15 protein-coding genes are annotated in these 18,423 nt (G+C 68.8%); 7 read left to right on the forward strand and 8 right to left on the reverse strand.

The window, feature by feature from the left end; translation table 11 throughout:
- The first annotated feature begins 62 nt into the window (after positions 1-62).
- Complete coding sequence (locus tag EQ874_RS17915; protein WP_129977628.1) at positions 63-1,964, forward strand: ABC transporter ATP-binding protein; 1,902 nt, start codon at positions 63-65, stop codon at positions 1,962-1,964.
- A gap of 60 nt (positions 1,965-2,024) precedes the next feature.
- Here the strand turns inward: EQ874_RS17915 and EQ874_RS17920 are convergent, their stop codons facing one another.
- Positions 2,025-3,923: a DEAD/DEAH box helicase gene (locus EQ874_RS17920; RefSeq protein WP_064064389.1), complete on the reverse strand. Its 1,899-nt coding sequence runs from the start codon at positions 3,921-3,923 to the stop codon at positions 2,025-2,027.
- Between the two features lie 159 nt (positions 3,924-4,082).
- Here EQ874_RS17920 and EQ874_RS17925 point away from each other — a divergent pair, with 159 nt between their 5' ends.
- The 3 genes from EQ874_RS17925 (at position 4,083) to EQ874_RS17935 (ending at position 8,130) form a co-directional block, all read left to right on the forward strand.
- Entirely contained in the window at positions 4,083-5,426 is a 1,344-nt protein-coding gene (locus tag EQ874_RS17925; RefSeq protein WP_129977629.1) for a TrpB-like pyridoxal phosphate-dependent enzyme, read from the forward strand.
- Between the two features lie 39 nt (positions 5,427-5,465).
- Entirely contained in the window at positions 5,466-6,176 is a 711-nt protein-coding gene (locus EQ874_RS17930) for a phosphoribosyltransferase family protein (RefSeq protein WP_129977630.1), read from the forward strand.
- Between the two features lie 151 nt (positions 6,177-6,327).
- Entirely contained in the window at positions 6,328-8,130 is a 1,803-nt protein-coding gene (locus tag EQ874_RS17935; protein WP_064064392.1) for a long-chain fatty acid--CoA ligase, read from the forward strand.
- 28 nt (positions 8,131-8,158) lie between these two features.
- Here the strand turns inward: EQ874_RS17935 and EQ874_RS17940 are convergent, their stop codons facing one another.
- Genes EQ874_RS17940 through EQ874_RS17950 form a run of 3 tightly spaced genes read right to left on the reverse strand, consistent with a single transcriptional unit; the run spans position 8,159 to position 10,737 of the window.
- Positions 8,159-8,833: an alpha/beta fold hydrolase gene (locus EQ874_RS17940; protein WP_129977631.1), complete on the reverse strand. Its 675-nt coding sequence runs from the start codon at positions 8,831-8,833 to the stop codon at positions 8,159-8,161.
- A 27-nt stretch (positions 8,834-8,860) separates the two neighbouring features.
- Positions 8,861-10,054, reverse strand: coding sequence for an alanine racemase (locus tag EQ874_RS17945; RefSeq protein ID WP_129977632.1), 1,194 nt, complete (start codon positions 10,052-10,054; stop codon positions 8,861-8,863).
- A gap of 38 nt (positions 10,055-10,092) precedes the next feature.
- The gene (locus EQ874_RS17950) at positions 10,093-10,737 is read right to left on the reverse strand and encodes a TetR/AcrR family transcriptional regulator (RefSeq protein ID WP_165369274.1); all 645 of its coding nucleotides are present in this window, start codon (positions 10,735-10,737) and stop codon (positions 10,093-10,095) included.
- A 76-nt stretch (positions 10,738-10,813) separates the two neighbouring features.
- Here EQ874_RS17950 and EQ874_RS17955 point away from each other — a divergent pair, with 76 nt between their 5' ends.
- A complete protein-coding gene (locus EQ874_RS17955; protein ID WP_129977633.1) occupies positions 10,814-12,121 on the forward strand; it encodes a D-arabinono-1,4-lactone oxidase in 1,308 nt (435 codons plus the stop codon).
- A gap of 12 nt (positions 12,122-12,133) precedes the next feature.
- Here the strand turns inward: EQ874_RS17955 and EQ874_RS17960 are convergent, their stop codons facing one another.
- From EQ874_RS17960 to EQ874_RS17975, 4 genes are all read right to left on the reverse strand, one after another.
- Positions 12,134-13,066, reverse strand: a complete 933-nt coding sequence (locus EQ874_RS17960) for an adenosine deaminase (RefSeq protein WP_064064396.1) — start codon at positions 13,064-13,066, stop codon at positions 12,134-12,136.
- Positions 13,067-13,113: 47 nt separating this feature from the next.
- On the reverse strand, positions 13,114-13,875 hold the full coding sequence (locus tag EQ874_RS17965) for a crotonase/enoyl-CoA hydratase family protein (protein ID WP_064064440.1): 762 nt from the start codon (positions 13,873-13,875) through the stop codon (positions 13,114-13,116).
- A gap of 78 nt (positions 13,876-13,953) precedes the next feature.
- Complete coding sequence (locus EQ874_RS17970) at positions 13,954-14,997, reverse strand: AMP-binding protein (protein ID WP_129977705.1); 1,044 nt, start codon at positions 14,995-14,997, stop codon at positions 13,954-13,956.
- 120 nt (positions 14,998-15,117) lie between these two features.
- Entirely contained in the window at positions 15,118-16,587 is a 1,470-nt protein-coding gene (locus EQ874_RS17975; protein ID WP_165369277.1) for a DHA2 family efflux MFS transporter permease subunit, read from the reverse strand.
- Between the two features lie 94 nt (positions 16,588-16,681).
- Between EQ874_RS17975 and EQ874_RS17980 the strand changes: the two genes are divergently transcribed.
- Together EQ874_RS17980 and EQ874_RS17985 are read left to right on the forward strand one after the other, a co-directional pair.
- The gene (locus EQ874_RS17980; protein WP_129977635.1) at positions 16,682-17,377 is read left to right on the forward strand and encodes a GNAT family N-acetyltransferase; all 696 of its coding nucleotides are present in this window, start codon (positions 16,682-16,684) and stop codon (positions 17,375-17,377) included.
- Positions 17,374-18,420, forward strand: a complete 1,047-nt coding sequence (locus EQ874_RS17985; RefSeq protein ID WP_129977636.1) for a glutathione S-transferase C-terminal domain-containing protein — start codon at positions 17,374-17,376, stop codon at positions 18,418-18,420. Before EQ874_RS17980 ends, EQ874_RS17985 begins: the two co-directional genes overlap by 4 nt.
- The last annotated feature ends 3 nt before the right edge of the window (positions 18,421-18,423 follow it).

Below are 18,423 nucleotides of genomic sequence, written 5' to 3' on the forward strand. Positions count from 1 at the left end.
AGGCTTGACCTCGAGCGCACTCGAGGTCCTAACCTCGGCTGCGACCCGAGGAGGCCCGCCCCATGAGTATGGAAGTCACCGCGTGGAACGCGATGTACAACGCGATGCACGCCGAGAGCGATCGCAGACCGTTCTCCCGTGCGAGCCTGCGGCGGATCGCCGCCTTCGCACACCCGCACCGACGCAACATCACCTACTACCTCGTCCTGAGTGTGATCATCGCGGCGCTCGGTGTCGCCACCCCGGTGCTCGCCGGCCGCGTGATCGACGCGATCGTCGACGATGCGGCGGTGTCGGTGGTGATTCTGCTCGCGGTGATCATCGCCGCGATCGCGCTGATCGAGGCCGGTCTCGCCATTGCCAACCGCTGGCTGTCGGCGAGCATCGGTGAGGATCTCATCCTCGATCTGCGCACCACGGTCTTCGACCATGTCCAGCGCATGCCGGTCGCTTTCTTCACGAGAACCCGCACGGGTGCGCTCGTCTCGCGGCTCAACAACGACGTCATCGGTGCGCAGCGCGCCTTCAGCGACACCCTGTCCGGCGTGGTCGGCAACATCGTCACCCTCGCGATCACCCTGGTGGTGATGATCGGGATCTCCTGGCAGATCACCCTTCTCGCCCTGCTGCTGCTCCCGATCTTCGTGGTTCCCGCCCGGCACATGGGCGCTCGGCTCGCACAGCTCAGCCGGGAAGCGGCCAACCACAATTCGATGATGAACACGCAGATGACCGAGCGGTTCTCGGCTCCGGGCGCCACGCTGGTCAAGTTGTTCGGCCGTCCGGCGCAGGAGTCGAGGGAGTTCGCGGTCCGGGCGAAACGGGTCCGCGACATCGGGGTGCGCACCGCGATGCTGCAGGGCGTGTTCGTCACCGCTCTGACACTCGTGTCCGCGCTCGCGCTCGCACTCGTCTACGGCCTCGGCGGTTTCTATGCCCTGCGCGATCAACTCGATCCCGGTTCGGTGGTCGCGATGGCGATGCTCCTCACGCGCCTGTACTCGCCGCTGACCGCGCTGGCCAGCGCCCGCATGGACGTCATGAGTGCGATGGTGAGTTTCGAGCGGGTCTTCGAGATCCTCGATCTGAAACCGCTGATCGAGCAGTCGCCCGACGCCCGGCCGGTTCCCGACGGTCCGGTCTCGGTGGAACTCCGGGAGGTCGGCTTCGCGTATCCGTCCGCCGACAAGGTCTCGCTCGCCTCCCTCGAGGAGGTGGCGGTCCTCGATTCGCGGGGCGGCGAAGAGGTGCTGCACGACGTGTCGTTCCGCGTGGAGCCGGGCCGGATGGTCGCCCTGGTCGGCTCGTCCGGGGCAGGGAAATCGACCATCGCCCAACTCATCCCGCGACTGTACGATGTCGATTCGGGCACCGTGCTGCTCGGCGGAGCAGACGTACGCGAACTGACCACCGATTCGATCCGCGCGACGGTCGGTCTCGTCACCCAGGACGGACACCTCTTCCACGACACGGTCCGCGCCAATCTGCTGCTCGCCCGCCCGGAGGCCGGCGAGGACGAACTGTGGCACGCCCTGCGGCGTGCCCGTCTCGACAGACTGATCGAGTCGCTGCCGAACGGACTCGACACCGTGGTCGGAGAACGCGGCTACCGTCTTTCCGGAGGCGAGCGTCAGCGGCTCACCATCGCCCGGTTGCTGCTCGCCCATCCGCGCGTGGTGATCCTGGACGAGGCCACCGCCCATCTCGATTCGACCTCGGAGGCCGCTGTGCAGGAAGCGCTGACCGAGGCACTCGCAGGTCGCACATCGGTGGTCATCGCGCACCGACTGTCGACCATCCGCGCCGCCGACGAGATCCTGGTCGTCGAGGACGGACGCATCGTCGAGCGTGGGAGCCACGACGATCTGCTGTCGGCCGGTGGCCGCTACGCGGAGCTGTATCGCACGCAGTTCGCCGATTCGCGACCGACGATGTCGGCCGCGGCACCGATGCCCGACGCCTGAGCGCCGGGACGTCGACGGTGCCACCGCCGACGTCCCGGCCGAGCGGATCGGCAGGCGGTCTCAGTCGCGGTAGCCGCCGCGACCACCACGGTCGTTGCGGTCGCTGCGGTGCGTGAAGTCGCCGGAGCGGCTGCGGCCCTCGCCGTATTCACGCCGGCCCTCGCCGTACTCGCGTTTGCCCCCGCGATCGCGTTTTCCGTGATCGCGGCGGTCTCCCCCGCGCCGGTCGTCACCGCGCCGGTCGTCGCGTCCGCGATACGAGCTCGGACGTCCGGACGGCGCGCCGGAGTCGGGCTGCAGCTGGATGAGAACGCCCGAGATGCGGGTGGAGCGCAGCGCATCGAGGGTCTGCGGCGACAGATCCTTCGGCAGCTCGACGAGGCTGTGATCGGCACGGATGCTGATGTGCCCGAAATCGCCGCGGCGCAGTCCGCCCTCGTTGGCGATGGCACCGACGATCGCACCGGGCTGCACGCGGTGGCGCTTGCCCACGGCGATGCGGTAGGTGGTCATCTCCTGGCCGTCGCGACCGACCTTCGGCCCGTCGTCGAAGCGACGCGGCGGACGCTCGCGCGGTTCGCGATCGCGGCGCGGCGGAGCGACCGGCTCGGGCTCGGCCTCCATGAGGAACGACTCGCCGTCGCGCGACAGGACCGCCAGGGCGGCCGCGATGTCGGCGAGCGGCACGTCGTGCTCACGCTCGTAGTCCTCGACGAACGTGCGGAACAGCTGCAGGTGATCGGAGGCGAGCGCCTCGGTGATCGAGTCGTTGAACTTCGACACGCGCTGGGCGTTGACGTCCTCGACCGTGGGCAGTTGCATCTCGGCGAGCGGCTGACGGGTGGCCCGCTCGATCGCCTTGAGCAGGTGCCGCTCGCGCGGAGCGACGAACAGCAGCGCGTCGCCGGAACGGCCGGCGCGGCCCGTGCGGCCGATACGGTGCACGTACGACTCGGTGTCGTGCGGGATGTCGTAGTTGACGACGTGGCTGATGCGCTCGACGTCGAGACCACGGGCGGCGACGTCGGTGGCGACGAGGATGTCGAGCGTGCCGTTCTTGAGCTGGTTGATCGTGCGCTCGCGCTGGGCCTGCACGATATCGCCGTTGATCGCGGCCGCGGAGAAACCGCGTGCCCGCAACCGCTCGGCCAGATCCTCGGTGGCCTGCTTCGTGCGCACGAAGATGATCATCGCCTCGAAGGTCTCGACCTCGAGGACGCGGGTCAGCGCGTCGAGCTTGCGCTGGTGGGAGACGAGCACCCACCGCTGGGAGATGTTCGCCGACGTCGTCGTCTTCGACTTGACGGTGATCTCCTGCGGATCCTTGAGGTACTGCTTCGACAGCCGGCGGATCGCGCCCGGCATGGTCGCGGAGAACAGCGCGACCTGCTTGGTGTCGGGGGTGTCGGCGAGGATGCGCTCGACGTCCTCCTGGAAGCCCATGGTGAGCATCTCGTCGGCCTCGTCGAGGACGAGGAACTCGAGCTCGGAGATGTCGAGGGTGCCCTTGGCGAGGTGATCGATCACACGTCCGGGAGTACCGACGATGACCTGGGCGCCGCGGCGGAGGCCGGACAGCTGTACACCGTATGCCTGGCCACCGTAGATGGGCAGGACGGACAGGCCCGGGATGTGGACGGAGTACTTACCGAAAGCCTCCGCGACCTGCAGCGCGAGCTCTCGGGTGGGCGCCAGCACCAGCGCCTGGGGCCGCTTCACGGAGGTGTCGATACGCGAGAGGATCGGCACCGCGAAGGCGGCGGTCTTGCCGGTGCCGGTCTGAGCGAGACCGACGACGTCCCGTCCCTCCAGCAGCGGTGGGATGGTCGCCGCCTGGATCGGCGACGGGGACTCGTAACCCACATCTGAAAGAGCTTGCAGCACACGGGCATCGATGTCGAGATCGGCAAACGTGAGAGCTGCGGTCTCCTGGTCGGGGGCGTCTTGAATTTCACTCATTTGACCAGCAGTTTATCGGATGGACCCACCACTTCGCGCCCGGACCCTGCTACGACCTGGGCGCGAGCGCGCGAATGATGACACGCCCCACGCCGCCCCTGGTCCCCGGGGCACGTCACACTGGGCATGTCATCGGTCCCCGACCCGAAGGATTCCACAGTGACGGCATCCCCCTCCGCGCACGCGTCGACGACACCTCCGTCCGTCTCCGATTCCGGCATTCCGACGCACTGGTACAACATCGTCGGCGATCTCGAGGTGCCGCCACCGCCGCATCTGCACCCCGGGACCCGCGAACCGATCACCGCCGACGATCTCGCGCCGCTGTTCGCCTCGGGCCTGATCGAGCAGGAACTGTCGACCGAGACCGACATCGGGATCCCGGAGGCCGTGCGCGAGGTCTACGCCGGCTACCGCACCACTCCCCTGTTCCGCGCCCGCTCGTTCGAGAAGGCCCTCGGCACCCCGGCCCGCATCTACGTCAAGTACGAGGGCGTGAGCCCGGTGGGCAGCCACAAGGTGAATTCGGCGGTCGCCCAGGCGTACTACAACTCGCTCGACGGCGTCACCCGCCTGACGACGGAAACCGGTGCCGGGCAATGGGGTTCGGCCCTGTCGTTCGCATGCGCGAAGTTCGGCATCGATCTCGAGGTGTGGCAGGTCCGCGCCTCCTACGATTCGAAGCCCTACCGCCGATTCCTCATCGAGACCTACGGCGGCACAGTGCATCCCAGCCCGTCCGACCTGACGGAGGCCGGTCGCGCCGTCCTCGCCGAGCACCCGGACACCCCCGGCTCGCTCGGCATCGCGGTGTCGGAGGCCGTGGAGGTCGCGGTGAAGGATGCCGCCGCCCGCTACACACTCGGCAGCGTGCTCAACCACGTGGTGCTGCACCAGACCGTCATCGGCCTCGAGGCCGTGGAACAGCTGCGGGCCGCGGGCGAGGACCAGGCCGATGTGGTCTTCGGTTGTGCGGGCGGCGGTTCGAACCTCGCCGGCCTGTCGTTCCCGTTCCTGCGCGAGGTCATCCACGAGCGGGCGACGACGCGTGTCGTCGCCGTCGAGCCCGCGGCGTGTCCGTCGATCACCCGCGGCGAGTACCGCTACGACCACGGCGACATCGCGGGCCTGACGCCGCTGCTGAAGATGCACACCCTCGGCCAGGACTTCATCCCGGACCCGATCCACGCCGGCGGGCTGCGGTACCACGGCATGGCGCCGCTGCTCAGCCACACCGTCGAACTGGGCTACGTGCAGGGACAGTCCGTGGCGCAGACCGACGCCTTCTCGGCGGCGGTGCTCTTCGCCCGGAACGAGGGCATCGTGCCGGCGCCGGAGTCGTCGCACGCGATCGCGGCGGCCGCGGAGTACGCGCGGGGCCTCACCGAACCCGAGGTGATCGTGATCGGCCTGTCCGGCCACGGCCAGCTCGATCTGCCCGCCTACCACTCGTACCTGTCGGGCGAGCTCGACCGAGATCTCCTCGGTCCGTCCGGGCGATGAATGCTCGCCCGCTCGGACGGACCGTCCCATACTGGAGGCGTGGGGTACGCCACGCGCGAGGAGGCGGGCCGGCGACTCGCCCGGTCGGCCGGGCACCTGCGCGACGCCGACCCGGTGGTACTCGCACTACCTCGCGGCGGCATTCCCGTCGCCCGTGAACTCGCCGCAGCCCTCGATGCGCCCCTGGACGTCCTCGTGGTGCGCAAACTGGGCGTGCCCTGGCATCCCGAACTCGCGATGGGCGCGATCGCCGAAGGACCGGGTCGCGGAACCGCCGGGGAATCGACCGCGCAGGACGCCGTCTTCCGCGTCCTCAACGACGACGTGATCCGGCGCGGGCGGATCGCCCCCGAGTCCGTGGCCGCCGTCGAGCGGCGCGAGCTGACCGAACTGGCTCGACGTGCCGATGTTCTGCGTGCCGGTCGCACCCGGGTGCCGCTGGAGGGCCGCACGGCGATCGTCGTCGACGACGGCATCGCCACAGGTGCGACGGCCGCGGTGGCATGTCTCGCCGCGCGCGCCTCCGGAGCGACCCGGGTCGTCCTCGCGGTGCCGGTGGCCTCTCCCGACGCACTGCGCCGGGCGGGCCGGACGGCCGACGAGGTGATCTGCCCGTGGACGCCGGTGGACACCGACAGCGTCGGCGCCGCCTACGACGACTTCCATCAGCTCGGCGACGACGAAGCGGTCCTTCTTCTCCGAAATACTGATACTTCCGGTACCGGGAAATCCGACGAGACGATCCGATAGTGGTAATCCTCGTTACCGGCGGGTAGCATTGTTACCTGGATCACTGCTTATCGGACTGTAAAAAGGGGGCAAAGCGGTCCGAGGGTAATGCATTTCCCAACGGCGTGTGATGCAATGCACACCGACAGTACCTAACGATGGAGGGGTCACAGTGAGTGAGATTGCCGTGCCACAGTCGTTCTCGATCCCCGAGAACACGTCGATGGCCGACAGCGTCTTCCGGCACGAGAAGGAGTCGCCGGAGTTCGTGCCGTTCGAGCGACTGGTCGACGGCAAGTGGGTTCCCGTCACCGCCCGCCAGTTCGCATCCGAGGTGCGCGCCGTGGCGAAGGGCCTGATCGCGTCGGGTATCGAGCTCGGCGACCGCGTCGCGGTCCTGTCGGCGACCCGCTACGAATGGGTCCTGCTCGACTACGCCATCTGGACTGCGGGCGGTGCCACCGTGGCGATCTACGAGACGTCGTCGGCGGACCAGGCCCAGTGGATCCTCGAGGACTCCGGGACCAAGCTGCTCATCGTCGAGAACTCGGCTCACGTCGACACCGTGCGCGAGGTCGCCGAGAACGCTCCGACCGTGCGCGAGGTACTGCAGATCGAGCCCGCTCCGGGCGGCAAGGGCGCGGTCGACGAGCTCGTCGCACGCGGTGCGGCGGTCACCGACGAGCAGGTCGAGGAACGACGTAACCAGGTCACGGCCGAATCCGCTGCGACCCTCATCTACACCTCCGGTACCACGGGCCGGCCGAAGGGCGTCCAGCTCAAGCACCGCCACTTCGCCTCGGAGTCCGCGGCCTGCGGCCTGGCCCTGCCCGACTCGATGCACGAGGGCCAGCGCACCCTGCTGTTCATCCCGATGGCACACGTCTTCGCGCGCCTGATCTCGTTCGCGGCATTCGACAGCAAGGTCACCGTCGGTCATACCTCCGACCTGACGACGCTGCTCGACCAGTTCGCGGTCTTCAAGCCGAACTTCATCCTCTCGGTGCCCCGCGTGTTCGAGAAGGTCTACAACTCGGCCAAGCAGAAGGCCTACGACGGCGGCAAGGGCAAGATCTTCGAGAAGGCCTCCGACGTCGCGATCGAATACAGCAAGGCCCTCGAGAACGGCGGCCCCGGGCTGGGCCTGAAGATCAAGCACTCCGTGTTCGACAAGCTCGTCTACGGCAAGCTCAAGGCAGCGCTCGGCGGCAACGTCACCAAGGCCGTGTCGGGCGGCGCTGCGCTCGGTGCACGTCTCGGCCACTTCTTCCGCGGTGTCGGCGTCACCATCTACGAGGGTTACGGCCTGACGGAGACCACCGGCGGCATCATCATGAACACCCCGGCCGCCCAGAAGATCGGCACCGTCGGCACGCCGTTCAACGGGTGCGCGGCGAAGATCGCCGAGGACGGCGAGTTGCTGCTCAAAGGCCCCCAGGTGTTCGACGGCTACTGGCAGAACGACAAGGCCACCGAGGAGGCCATCCGCGACGGCTGGTTCCACACCGGCGACATCGGCGCGATCGACCAGGACGGCTTCATCTCGATCACCGGCCGCAAGAAGGAACTCATCGTCACCGCGGGCGGCAAGAACGTCGCTCCGGCCGTCCTCGAGGATTCGTTGCGTGCCCACCCACTGATCAGCCAGGTCATCGTGGTCGGCGACTCCAAGCCGTTCATCGGCGCGCTGATCACCCTCGATCCGGAGGCGCTGCCGGGCTGGCTCGAGCGACACGGTCTGCCGGCGGAGACCACGGTCGCCGATCTGATCAAGAACCCCGACCTGATCGCCGAGATCGACGAGGCGGTTGCCGAGACCAACAAGAAGGTCTCGAAGGCAGAGGCGATCCGCAAGTACCGCATCCTCGAGACCGATTTCAGCATCGAGAGCGGCGAGCTGACCCCGACGCTCAAGCTCAAGAGGAACATCATCCACGACAAGCACGGCGCCGAGATCGCAGCGATCTACAACTGAGGTTCCACACCGTCGACCGGGCCCCTCGTCACCGCGAGGGGCCCGGTCGTTTCTCGGGGAATCGGGGAATCCGGCCGGCCAGGTCGCCCACGAACGCGGCAACATCCGAGGTCACCCTGCGATGCACGGGTTCGTGCAACAGGTCGTGCCCGGCATCGGGATATTCGCACCACTGTGCCCGGGGCACCGACGACGCCCACTCGCGTACCGGGTCGACGGGGGCCAGCCGGTCGTCGACGCCGTGGACCAGCAGGACCGGCAGGTCGTGCGCGCGGAGCGCTTCGGCCGTCTCCGGCAGGGCCGCGGTGCGCGGCGTACCGCACAGCACGACGCCCGCGAGACGGGTACCACCGGAGGGATCGGCATCCAGCGCCGTCAGGACCGTCGCCGCCCCGAGCGAATGGCCCATCGCCACCAGCGGCAGACCGGACTCGGCGGCGAGGCCGGTGAGCACGCCGAAGTCCTCGGCGTGGAACTCGACGTTGCCCGGTGAGCCGGGTTCTCCTTCGGAGAGCCCGTGTCCGACGAGGTCGAGTCCCCACCACGCGATGCCGTGGGCGGCGAGGCCGGAGGCGAAACGGTGGTAGTGCCCGGTGTGCTGCCCGAAGCCGTGCGCGAACACGACACCGGCTCTCGCGTCGTCGACGGTCCGGCACCGCCAGTGGACCCGGCCGACCGACCCGGGGAAGAACGTCAACGGCATGAACTCATTGTGGCCGGAGACGGAAGGTCACCAGCAGCCGCCCTCACCACGGTAGGTGGGAACCTCGGTGCGTCCGTTCTCGTCGACGAGGTACACCCGGTCGAACCTCTCGCACAGTTCTCCCGCCTTCGCGTGGCGGAACCACACCCGTCCCCCGACGGGGATCGAGGCGGCAGCGCGACCGCGCACCGGGGTCTGCACCTCGCCGGCGCCTTCCGTCCCCAGCAGCTTCAGTCCCGCAGGACGGACGGGGCGCGGCACCCGCGAGGCGCCGGTGGGGCCGGACGCGATGTACCCGCCGCCGAACAACGTCGTGATCGACGGTGACGGTTTCCGCACGGCAGGTAGCGCGAAGAACATCGACGGGTTCGGAGTGAACGCCCGGTAGCCGTCGAACAGGGTGGGCACGTACAGGCCCGAACCCGCGGTGGCCTCGGTGACGACACCATCGGCGGTGGTCACCTCGAGCGAACCGGTTCCGCCACCGTTGACCAGTTCGAGGTCTCCTACGACCGCACGCACGGCCTCCACCACAGCACCGCGGCGCGAGGAGAGTTCCCGCGCCGACAGTCCCTTGACGAGCCGTACCGGCAGCGACGAGTCGGGCAGGCCCGCGATCTGGGCCTCGTAGAACATCACTCCGACGACATCGAATCCGGCGGCGTCGGCGCGACGAGCCAGGCCGGCGACTGTCTCCGGGTCGCGCAGCGGAGAACGGCGCACACCGAGATGGAGCGGACCCACCCGCAACGACGCATCGACGTCCAGGCAGACCTTCGCCCGGAAAGTGTTCTTCCCCAAGGCCGTACGGATGATGTCGAGGTGCTCGACCGAATCGACCATGAGCGTGATCGCCTGCACCGCGTCCGGCGACACCGCGAACTTCCCGAGCGCCGCCCGGTCGACCGTGGGGTAGCCCATCAGGATGTCGCGCGCTCCGTGCTCGACGAGCCACAGCGCCTCCCGGAGCGAGTACGCCATGATGCCGCGAAAACCGCCGCGGGTGGTCAGTTCCGGGCCGAGGACCTCGGCGAGGACGGCACGACAGCGCACCGACTTGCTCGCGACCCGCACGGGCACACCGTTCGCGCGGCGGATCAGGTCGTCGGCGTTGCGCCGCAGGGTGGGCAGGTCGACGGCGGCGAACGGCGGGTCGAGGTCGGCCGTGGCAGCCTGCACCCGGTCGAGGACGTCGTCGGGGGCGGAAGCAGCACGGAGCACGGGCGGTCCCTTCGGTGCGATCGGGTCGGGGGTCGGGGTCAGGAACGTTCTACGGCACGGCTCGCGATGATGTCGGCGATGATTCCCAGTTCGGCTGCCGTCGAGTCGCCGTCGCGATCCACGAGCCAGCGGAGCACGACTCCGTCGAGCAGCGCCAGTGACAGCCGCGCGACCGTCGCGGTGGGCAGCGACCATTCGACGCCGCACTGCTCGGCGCAACTGTCGAGGAACTGGTGGGCCTGCTCGTCCATCAGCCGGTACTGCTGCACGGCGATGTCCCCGCTGACGGGACTTCCGTCGGTGCGGTGCCGGAGGGAGTAGGTCGTGATCTCGTAGGTGAGGGTCTGCAATCCCGGCGTGGACTCGATCGCCGACCACATCGCCCGGAGACCGGTGTGGAGCATCGAACGCAGACAGTCGACACCGCCGGTCTGCTGCCCGCCCGCCGGTACGCCGAACGCGGCCTGCATGGCCCCGGCGAGTTCGCCGATGACGGCGTTCGCCATCGCCACGACGAGGGCTTCCTTGCTGTCGAAACAGTAATGGACGACGCCCAGTGACACTCCGGCCTTCTCGGCGACGGCACGGACCGTGACGGCTCCGACTCCCCCGCCCTCTGCCAGTTCCAGTGCCGCGGCCACGAGTTGGGTGCGGCGCTCGTCGGCAGGCAACCGATTCGACATGCCCCCGATCGTAGAGGGCGGGAACTGTTTCCGACCAGGTGTTGACTTGGACGGTTGTCCAGGTCGAAGATGGGGCATGTCCACCTGGCACAACTGGGCTCGCACCGCGAGTGCGACGCCCCGTCGTTTCGAGACCCCCGACACCGTCGACGACCTCGCGCGCATCGTCGGCCGCGCCTCCGACCAGGGCGAACACGTCAAGGCCGTGGGTGCCGGGCACTCGTTCACCGGTGCGGCCGTCACCGACGGCACGCTGATCTCACTCGACCGGATGTCGGGCCTCGTCTCGGTGGAGCGGTCGCCGGCCGGCGCACGTGCGACGGTGCGGGCGGGGACGCGACTGCGCGATCTGAGCGACCTGCTGTGGGCACAGGACCTCGCCGTCCCCAACCTCGGCGACATCGACGTCCAGTCCGTCGCCGGCGCGATCTCCACCGGCACCCACGGCACCGGTACGGCCTTCCGAGGACTCGCGGCAGCCGTGTGCCGTGCGACGATCGTGCTGGCCGACGGCCGGATCGTCGACTGCTCCCCCGAACACGAAGCCGGCCTGTTCGAGGCCGCGCGTCTCGGACTCGGCGCACTCGGCGTCCTCGCGACCGTCACGCTCGATTGCGTTCCCGCCTTCCGCCTCCGGGCAGAGGAAGCACCCTCGTCGCTCCGGGCGACGCTCGACGCCCTGGACGAACTACGTGACGGCGTAGACCATTTCGAGTTCTACTGGTTTCCGCATACGGACGGCGTGCTCGTCAAACGCAACACCCGTCTCCCCGGCGCGGAACCGGTACAGCCGGTCGGGCGGGTGCGCACCCTCCTCGACGACGAACTGCTCTCCAACGGGGCGTTCGCGCTCTTCCAGCAGATCGGAACGCGTGCTCCCGCCACCATCCCGGCCCTGAACCGGGTGGCGTCGCGGGTGCTCTCGCCGCGCACGTTCGTCGATCGCAGCTACCGGGTGTTCGCCTCCGAACGGCGGGTGCGGTTCCGGGAGATGGAGTACGCGATACCCGTCGATCTCCTCCCGGAGGTTCTGCGCGAGATCGATGCGTGGTTGCAGCGCAACGATGTTCGCATCGGATTCCCGGTGGAGGTGCGGTTCTCGCGGGCCGACGACGTGTGGTTGTCCACCGCGCACGGCCGCGACACCGCGTACGTGGCCGTGCACCAGTACCACCGGCGCGATCACGGACCCTATTTCGACGGTGTCGAGCCGATCCTGCGCGCCGCACAGGGACGTCCGCACTGGGGCAAGCTTCATTCCCTGACCGCCGGCGATCTGCGCTCACTCTACCCCCGGTTCGACGACTTCCTCGCCGTACGCGACCGCGTCGATCCGCACCGCACCTTCACCAACCCGTATCTGCACCGGGTCCTGGGCGAATGACCTCCGGCGGACTCAGAGGAAGGCGGCATCCCACGAATTGCGCTGCAGCACATCCCGTTCGGCATCGCTGAGACCGAGCTGGTCCTTCAGACCCGCGAGGTTGTCGTCGACGTAACCGCCGAAATAGGCGGGATCGTCCGAGTGCACGCTCACCGACAGACCGGCCTCGAGCATCCGGCGCAGCGGATGCTCGGCGAGGGTGTCCACCACGCGGAGGCGGACATTCGAGAAGGGGCAGACCGTGATCGGGATGCTCTCGTCGACCAGGCGCGCGACGAGTTCGGGATCCTCGAGGGAGCGGATGCCGTGGTCGATGCGTTCGGCACCGAGCAGGTCGAGTGCCTGCCGGACGTATTCCGGGGGTCCCTCCTCCCCCGCATGCGCCGTGATGTGCAGCCCTTCGGCCCGCGCCCGCGCGAAGACGTCCTCGAACAGCGAGGGTGGGTGGCCGACCTCTGCCGAGTCCAGGCCGAGCCCGATGATCGGCGCGCCGAGACGCAGCAGTTCACCGAACACCTCGTGCGCTTCGGGCACCGGACGATCGCGCACGATCGACGCGATCATCGCCGCATCGATCCCGAATTCCCGGCGAGCACCGGCGACCGCGTCGGCGAGCCCGGCCACGACCTCGGGCAGCGCGACACCGCGCGAGGTGTGGGCCTGGGGATCGAAGAAGAACTCCGCGCGGGTGACACCCGCCCGCGCCGCACGTGCGAAATAGGCGCGGGCGAGGTCGGCGAAGTCCTGCGCGGTAAGCAGGACCTCCATGTTCGCGTAGTAGAGGTCGAGGAACGACTGCAGATCGGTGAACTCGTACCGACTGCGGAGGTCGTCGAGATCCCGATACGGCAGAGCGACGCGGTTCCGCTCGGCGAGGGCGAGGATCAGCTCGGGTTCGAGCGTGCCCTCGATGTGCACGTGCAATTCGGCGAAACCGTCGGTCACCTGATTCTCACCATCTCTCGTTCCGTCGCCCTCGCGAGTCCGACCGCTCAGCGACCCTTCCACACGGGAGGCCGCTTCTCGGCGAAGGCCGTGGCACCTTCACGCGCGTCCTCCGAGGAGAACACGGGCGCCATGATCTCCATCTGCTTCGCGAACGCCTCTTCGCGCGACCAGTCGGCCGAGCGGACGATGATCTCCTTGGTCGCCGCCACGGCGAGCGGTCCGTTCGCCGTGATGCGCTCGGCCAGCTCGAGTGCGCCCTCGAGTGCCCCGCCGGGTTCGGTGAGGCGATTGACGAAACCGTAGCCGTAGCCTTCCTCGGCGGTGAACGCATCCCCGGTGAGCGCGAGCTCGAGTGCCTTCTGGTAGGGGATGCGCGACGGCAGGCGCAGCAGGCCACCACCACCGGCGACCAGGCCGCGCTTGACCTCCGGGATGCCGAACTTCGCGTCCTTCGCCGCGACGACGAGGTCGGTGGCCAGGACGAGTTCGGTTCCACCGGCGAGCGCGAACCCCTCGACCGCCGAGATCAGCGGCTTGCGCGGAGGCGCTTCCGTGAACCCGAGGCCCTTGCCCGGTACGACCACGTTCTCGCCCGCGACGAACGCCTTGAGGTCCATACCTGCACAGAAGGTGCCACCGGCACCGGTGAGTATCCCCACCGACAGGGAGTCGTCGCCGTCGAGTTCGTCGACCGCCTCGGCGAGGGCGTGACTCACCGCGGCGTTGACGGCATTGCGTGCGTCGGGCCGGTCGATGGTGATGACGAGAACACGATCGCGTCGTTCGAGCAGGACTACATCGGACATGGACATACCTCTCCACTACGGAAAATGCCGGATCATCCGGTTACAGGCTGTATACCGGACGAGAACGTGTTCCAGTAGTCACGACACCCGGACGGCGAGCTGATCGACGAAGCCCTCGTCGTCGATGCGCACCTGATCTCCCGTGCGGAACCAGCCGTCCTCCCTGAACGCGTCGGCCGTCGCGCACGGTTCGCGCCAGTACCGCCGGGCCACGCTCGGCCCGCGACAGAGCAGTTCGCCGACGCCGTTCTCGGCGTCGGGTCCGAGCAGCGCGACCTCGATCCCGCCGAACGGCACTCCGATGCTGCGAGGATGACGGGAGCGATGCTCCGAGGGCAGCAGCAGACCGATCCCGCCCGTCTCGGCGACCCCCCAACCCCGCACGCACCGCGAAGTGGGGAAGGCCGCGCGCAGATGCCGCCACGGTGCGCGGATCACCCGGGACCCCGAGACCATCACGGTGCCTCCGAACGCGAGCGTGGGCAGCAACTGGACGCTGCATCCGACCGCCGTGGACAGCGGAGCCGTCAGCACGGTCCGGACGCCGTCGCCGACGAGGTCCATCGCGTGTGCGACGGCTTCGATCGTCGACAGCACGTTGGTGTTGGTCAATTCGACGCCACGCAGGGCACCACCGGCGGCGCGCACGTAGTAGAGCACCGCGAGTTCGTCCGGCGAGGCCCCGCCGTCGAGGAAGGCGACGCCGTCGGGAAGGTCCGAATCCAGGGTCAGCACTGCACCGCTGTGGACTTCGATCTCCGCCGCCTCCTCCGCGCTGCAACTCGGGGCGGGGAGCACAGGGACGCCGCCGGCGAGGACCACTCCGAGGAAACTGACGAGCCAGCGGATGCTGTTCGCCTGGTTCACCACCACGCGGTCGGCGGGACCGACACCCTGGTCGAGGAGGCCACCGGCGACGCGGGCGGCGGCGGCCCACAGTTCGCGGTAGGTGAGCGCGCGGCCGCAGCGGTCGACCACGGCGACCCGGTTGGCGAAACGCAGCGCACTCCGGTCGAGCAACTCCGCAAGGCACGGCTCGAGGCCGTCGTACTGCAGGATGCCGCTCGCGCAGCGAATGATCCGATCGTCCCGGAGCCAACGACTGCCTGCAGGAATCTCCACTACGGCCACCGACATGCCACCTCCCACCCGGCGTGCGTGCCTGCACTATATGGCGCGGATCACAGCCGTGTGAGGAAACTGCGGGTCACGGACACCTGTCAGCCGTACTGCGGACTGTCGTCAGGCCGTTGCCGGCGCCGAACTGCCCTCCGGGGCACGCTGTTCCTTCTGACTCGCGGGGCGGTCGAAGGCCAGCACGGCCACGAGTCCGACGATCAGGACACCGGCGGGGAGCCACAGCGATTCCGCCATCGCGGCGGCGAACGGCACACGCAGCGGCTCCGGCAGGACGGACGTCTGCATCTCCGACGCACCCCCGCCCCCGCCGACGCCGTTCGCCGACAGCCGGGTCGCCATCATCGCGCCCAGAGCGGCACTGCCTATCACCGCACCCACCTGACGCGTCGTGTTGTACACACCGGAGCCCGCGCCCGCTCGACTCGGCGCGAGCCCGTTCGTCGCGGTGGCCGACAGCGGAGACCAGATCCCCGCGTTCGCGATACCGATCAGAGCGATCGGCAGCAGCAACTGCCAGATCTCCGCGTCGGGGGTCATCACCGAGGCGAGCCATCCCAGCCCGACGACGAGCAGCGAGAATCCGGTGCCTGCGATCGATCGCGGGTGGAGGCGGTCGACGAGTCTGCCCACGAGCGGCGCGAGCACGCCGCTGAACACCGCCATCGGCACCATGAGCAGCGCCGCACCGGTGGGACTCAGTCCACGCACCGACTGGGCGTAGAACATGATGGGCAGCATGACGCCGGTGATGGCGAAACCCATCGTCGCGATGCCGATGTTCGCGAGACCGAAGTTGCGGTCGTGGAACAGGGACAGCGGCACGAGCGGTTCCCCCCGGTTGCGTGACTGCTGCGCGACGAACACGGTGAGCAACGCGATGCCCGCGACGATCAGCACCCACACCCGGGCGGTCCACTCGAACGAGTTTCCCTCCTGGATGCCGAACACGAGACAGAACAGACCGGCGCCGCTGAGCAGCATCCCGAGCACGTCGAACCGGTGCGGACTCGTCGGCAGCACGGGCACGTACCGCACGGCCAGCGCGAACCCGACGATTCCCACGGGCACGTTCACGAAGAAGATCCACTCCCAGCCGAGGCCGTCGATCAGGACACCGCCGACCAAGGGGCCGACCAGCGTCGCGACACCGGCCACTGCGCCCCACAGTCCCATCGCGGTCCCGCGCCGCTCACGCGGAAAGATCCGCGTGACCACGGCCATGGTCTGCGGCGACATGAGCGCCGCGCCGAAACCCTGGAAGACCCTCGCGACGATGAGCATCTCGATCGTCGACGAGACACCGCACCACAGGGACGCGATCGTGAACAGCACCAGCCCGGCGAGATAGACCCGTCGCTGCCCCAGGCGGTCGCCGAGGCGGCCCGTCACGAGGAGCGGCACCGCGTACGCGAGCAGATACGCGCTCGTGACCCACACGACGGCGGCGATGTCGGCCCCGAAGGTCCGCATGATCGCCGGGTTGGCGACGGCGACGATGGTGCTGTCCACCAGGATCATGAAAAAACCCAGGCACAGTGCCCCCAACGCCGCCCAGCGGGCACCGTCCGACATCTCCGCCACCACCTCGGACCCGCGTCGGCGCGTGTCGACCTCGCTGTTCTCCCTCACCGGACCTCTCCCCTCGTCGGCGGTCTACGGTAGCGGGGTGGACCCGCACATCTCGAGCATCGCCGCCCTCGCGTGGTGTCGTGCGCTGGGCCTGCCCGACGGTGCCCTCGCCGAACCCGCCTGCGTCACACGGGTCGACGACTCGGTCCGCGATGTGCGGGTGCTGGCCGTGGGGCGCGCCACGGCGATCGTGGGTCCCGATACCGCGGTCTCCCGTCTCGCAGCCGAACCCGACCCCGCCGAACTCGACGCACCGAACGCCGAAGTCGTCGTCTCCGGCCACGCGGGTCGCACGGAGATCCTCGGTCTGTGTACCGACTGGATCGACGCGACACGCGTCGACAACCCGCTCGTCTCGGACGATCCCGGGGACCTCGCCGAACTGCTGCGGTGCTGCCCGCCCGACGACGTCACCGAGGCCGAACTGTCGCCGGGCGGGCCGTCGCGTGTGTTCGTGCTGCTCGACGACGACCACCGCCCCCTGGCTGCCGCCGCCTACAGCGAACTCGGCTCACTGCTGGCCGACGTGCGGGTGCTGACGACACCCGCCGCGCGTCGCCGGGGTCTCGCCTCGACCGTCGCAACGCTGGCGACCCACGATGCGCTCGACGCGGGACTCGTGCCGCTCGCCCGCATGCGCCGCGACAACCGCGGTGCCCGGACCGTCGCGGCGGTGTCGGGATACGACATCTGGGGAACCCTCGTGTCGGTTCGGGTACCACCCGGACGATGAGGACAGTGCGGAAGGATGCGCAGGTGACCGAGAACAAGTACGTCGAGCCGGGTGCGGAGTTCACCCGCGACACCAACTACATCCCCACCCGCATCACCGCCGACGGGCGCGACGGCTATCCCGTCGAGGCCGGGCGGTACCGGCTCGTCGCCGCCCGCGCCTGCCCGTGGGCCAACCGCACCCTGATCGTGCGGCGACTGCTCGGTCTCGAGGACGCCCTGTCGCTGGGATTGTGCGGCCCGACTCACGACGAGCGCAGCTGGACGTTCGATCTCGACCCGGGCGGGGTCGATCCCGTCCTCCGGATCCCGCGACTGCAGGACGCCTATTTCGCCCGCTACCCGGGATACGACCGCGGGATCACCGTCCCGGCAGTCGTCGACGTCCCCACCGGGCAGGTCGTGACGAACGACTATCCGCAGATCACCCTCGACTTCTCCACCGAGTGGACGCAATTCCACCGTGAGGGCGCCCCGGATCTGTATCCGGAGAATCTGCGGGACGAGATCGACGAAGTGGCCGAACTCGTCTACCGGGACGTCAACAACGGCGTGTACCGGTGCGGTTTCGCCGGCTCGCAGGAGTCCTACGACAGAGCCTTCGACCGCCTGTTCGCCCGACTCGACTGGCTCGAGGAACGCCTCGGAGCACGGCGTTATCTCGTGGGCGAGAGCATCACCGAGGCCGACGTGCGCCTGTTCACCACGCTCGTCCGGTTCGATCCCGTCTACTACGGGCACTTCAAGTGCAACCGGAACCGGCTGGTGGACTTCCCGGCACTGTGGGCATACGCGCGCGACCTGTTCCAGACCCCCGGTTTCGGCGACACCGTCGACTTCGTGCAGATCAAGCAGCACTACTACCTCGTGCACACCGACGTGAATCCGACCGGCATCGTGCCGAAGGGGCCGGGCCTGTCGAACTGGCTCGACCCGCACGGTCGTGAGGCTCTCGGCGGGCGGCCGTTCGGTGACGGCACGCCGCCGCCTCCGCCGCGCCCGAGCGAGGTGGTCCCCGACGGGCACGGCGCCATCGCCCGCTGATCC

This window comes from Rhodococcus sp. Q1 (assembly GCF_004153645.1).
GTDB classification, from domain to species: domain Bacteria; phylum Actinomycetota; class Actinomycetes; order Mycobacteriales; family Mycobacteriaceae; genus Rhodococcus; species Rhodococcus gordoniae.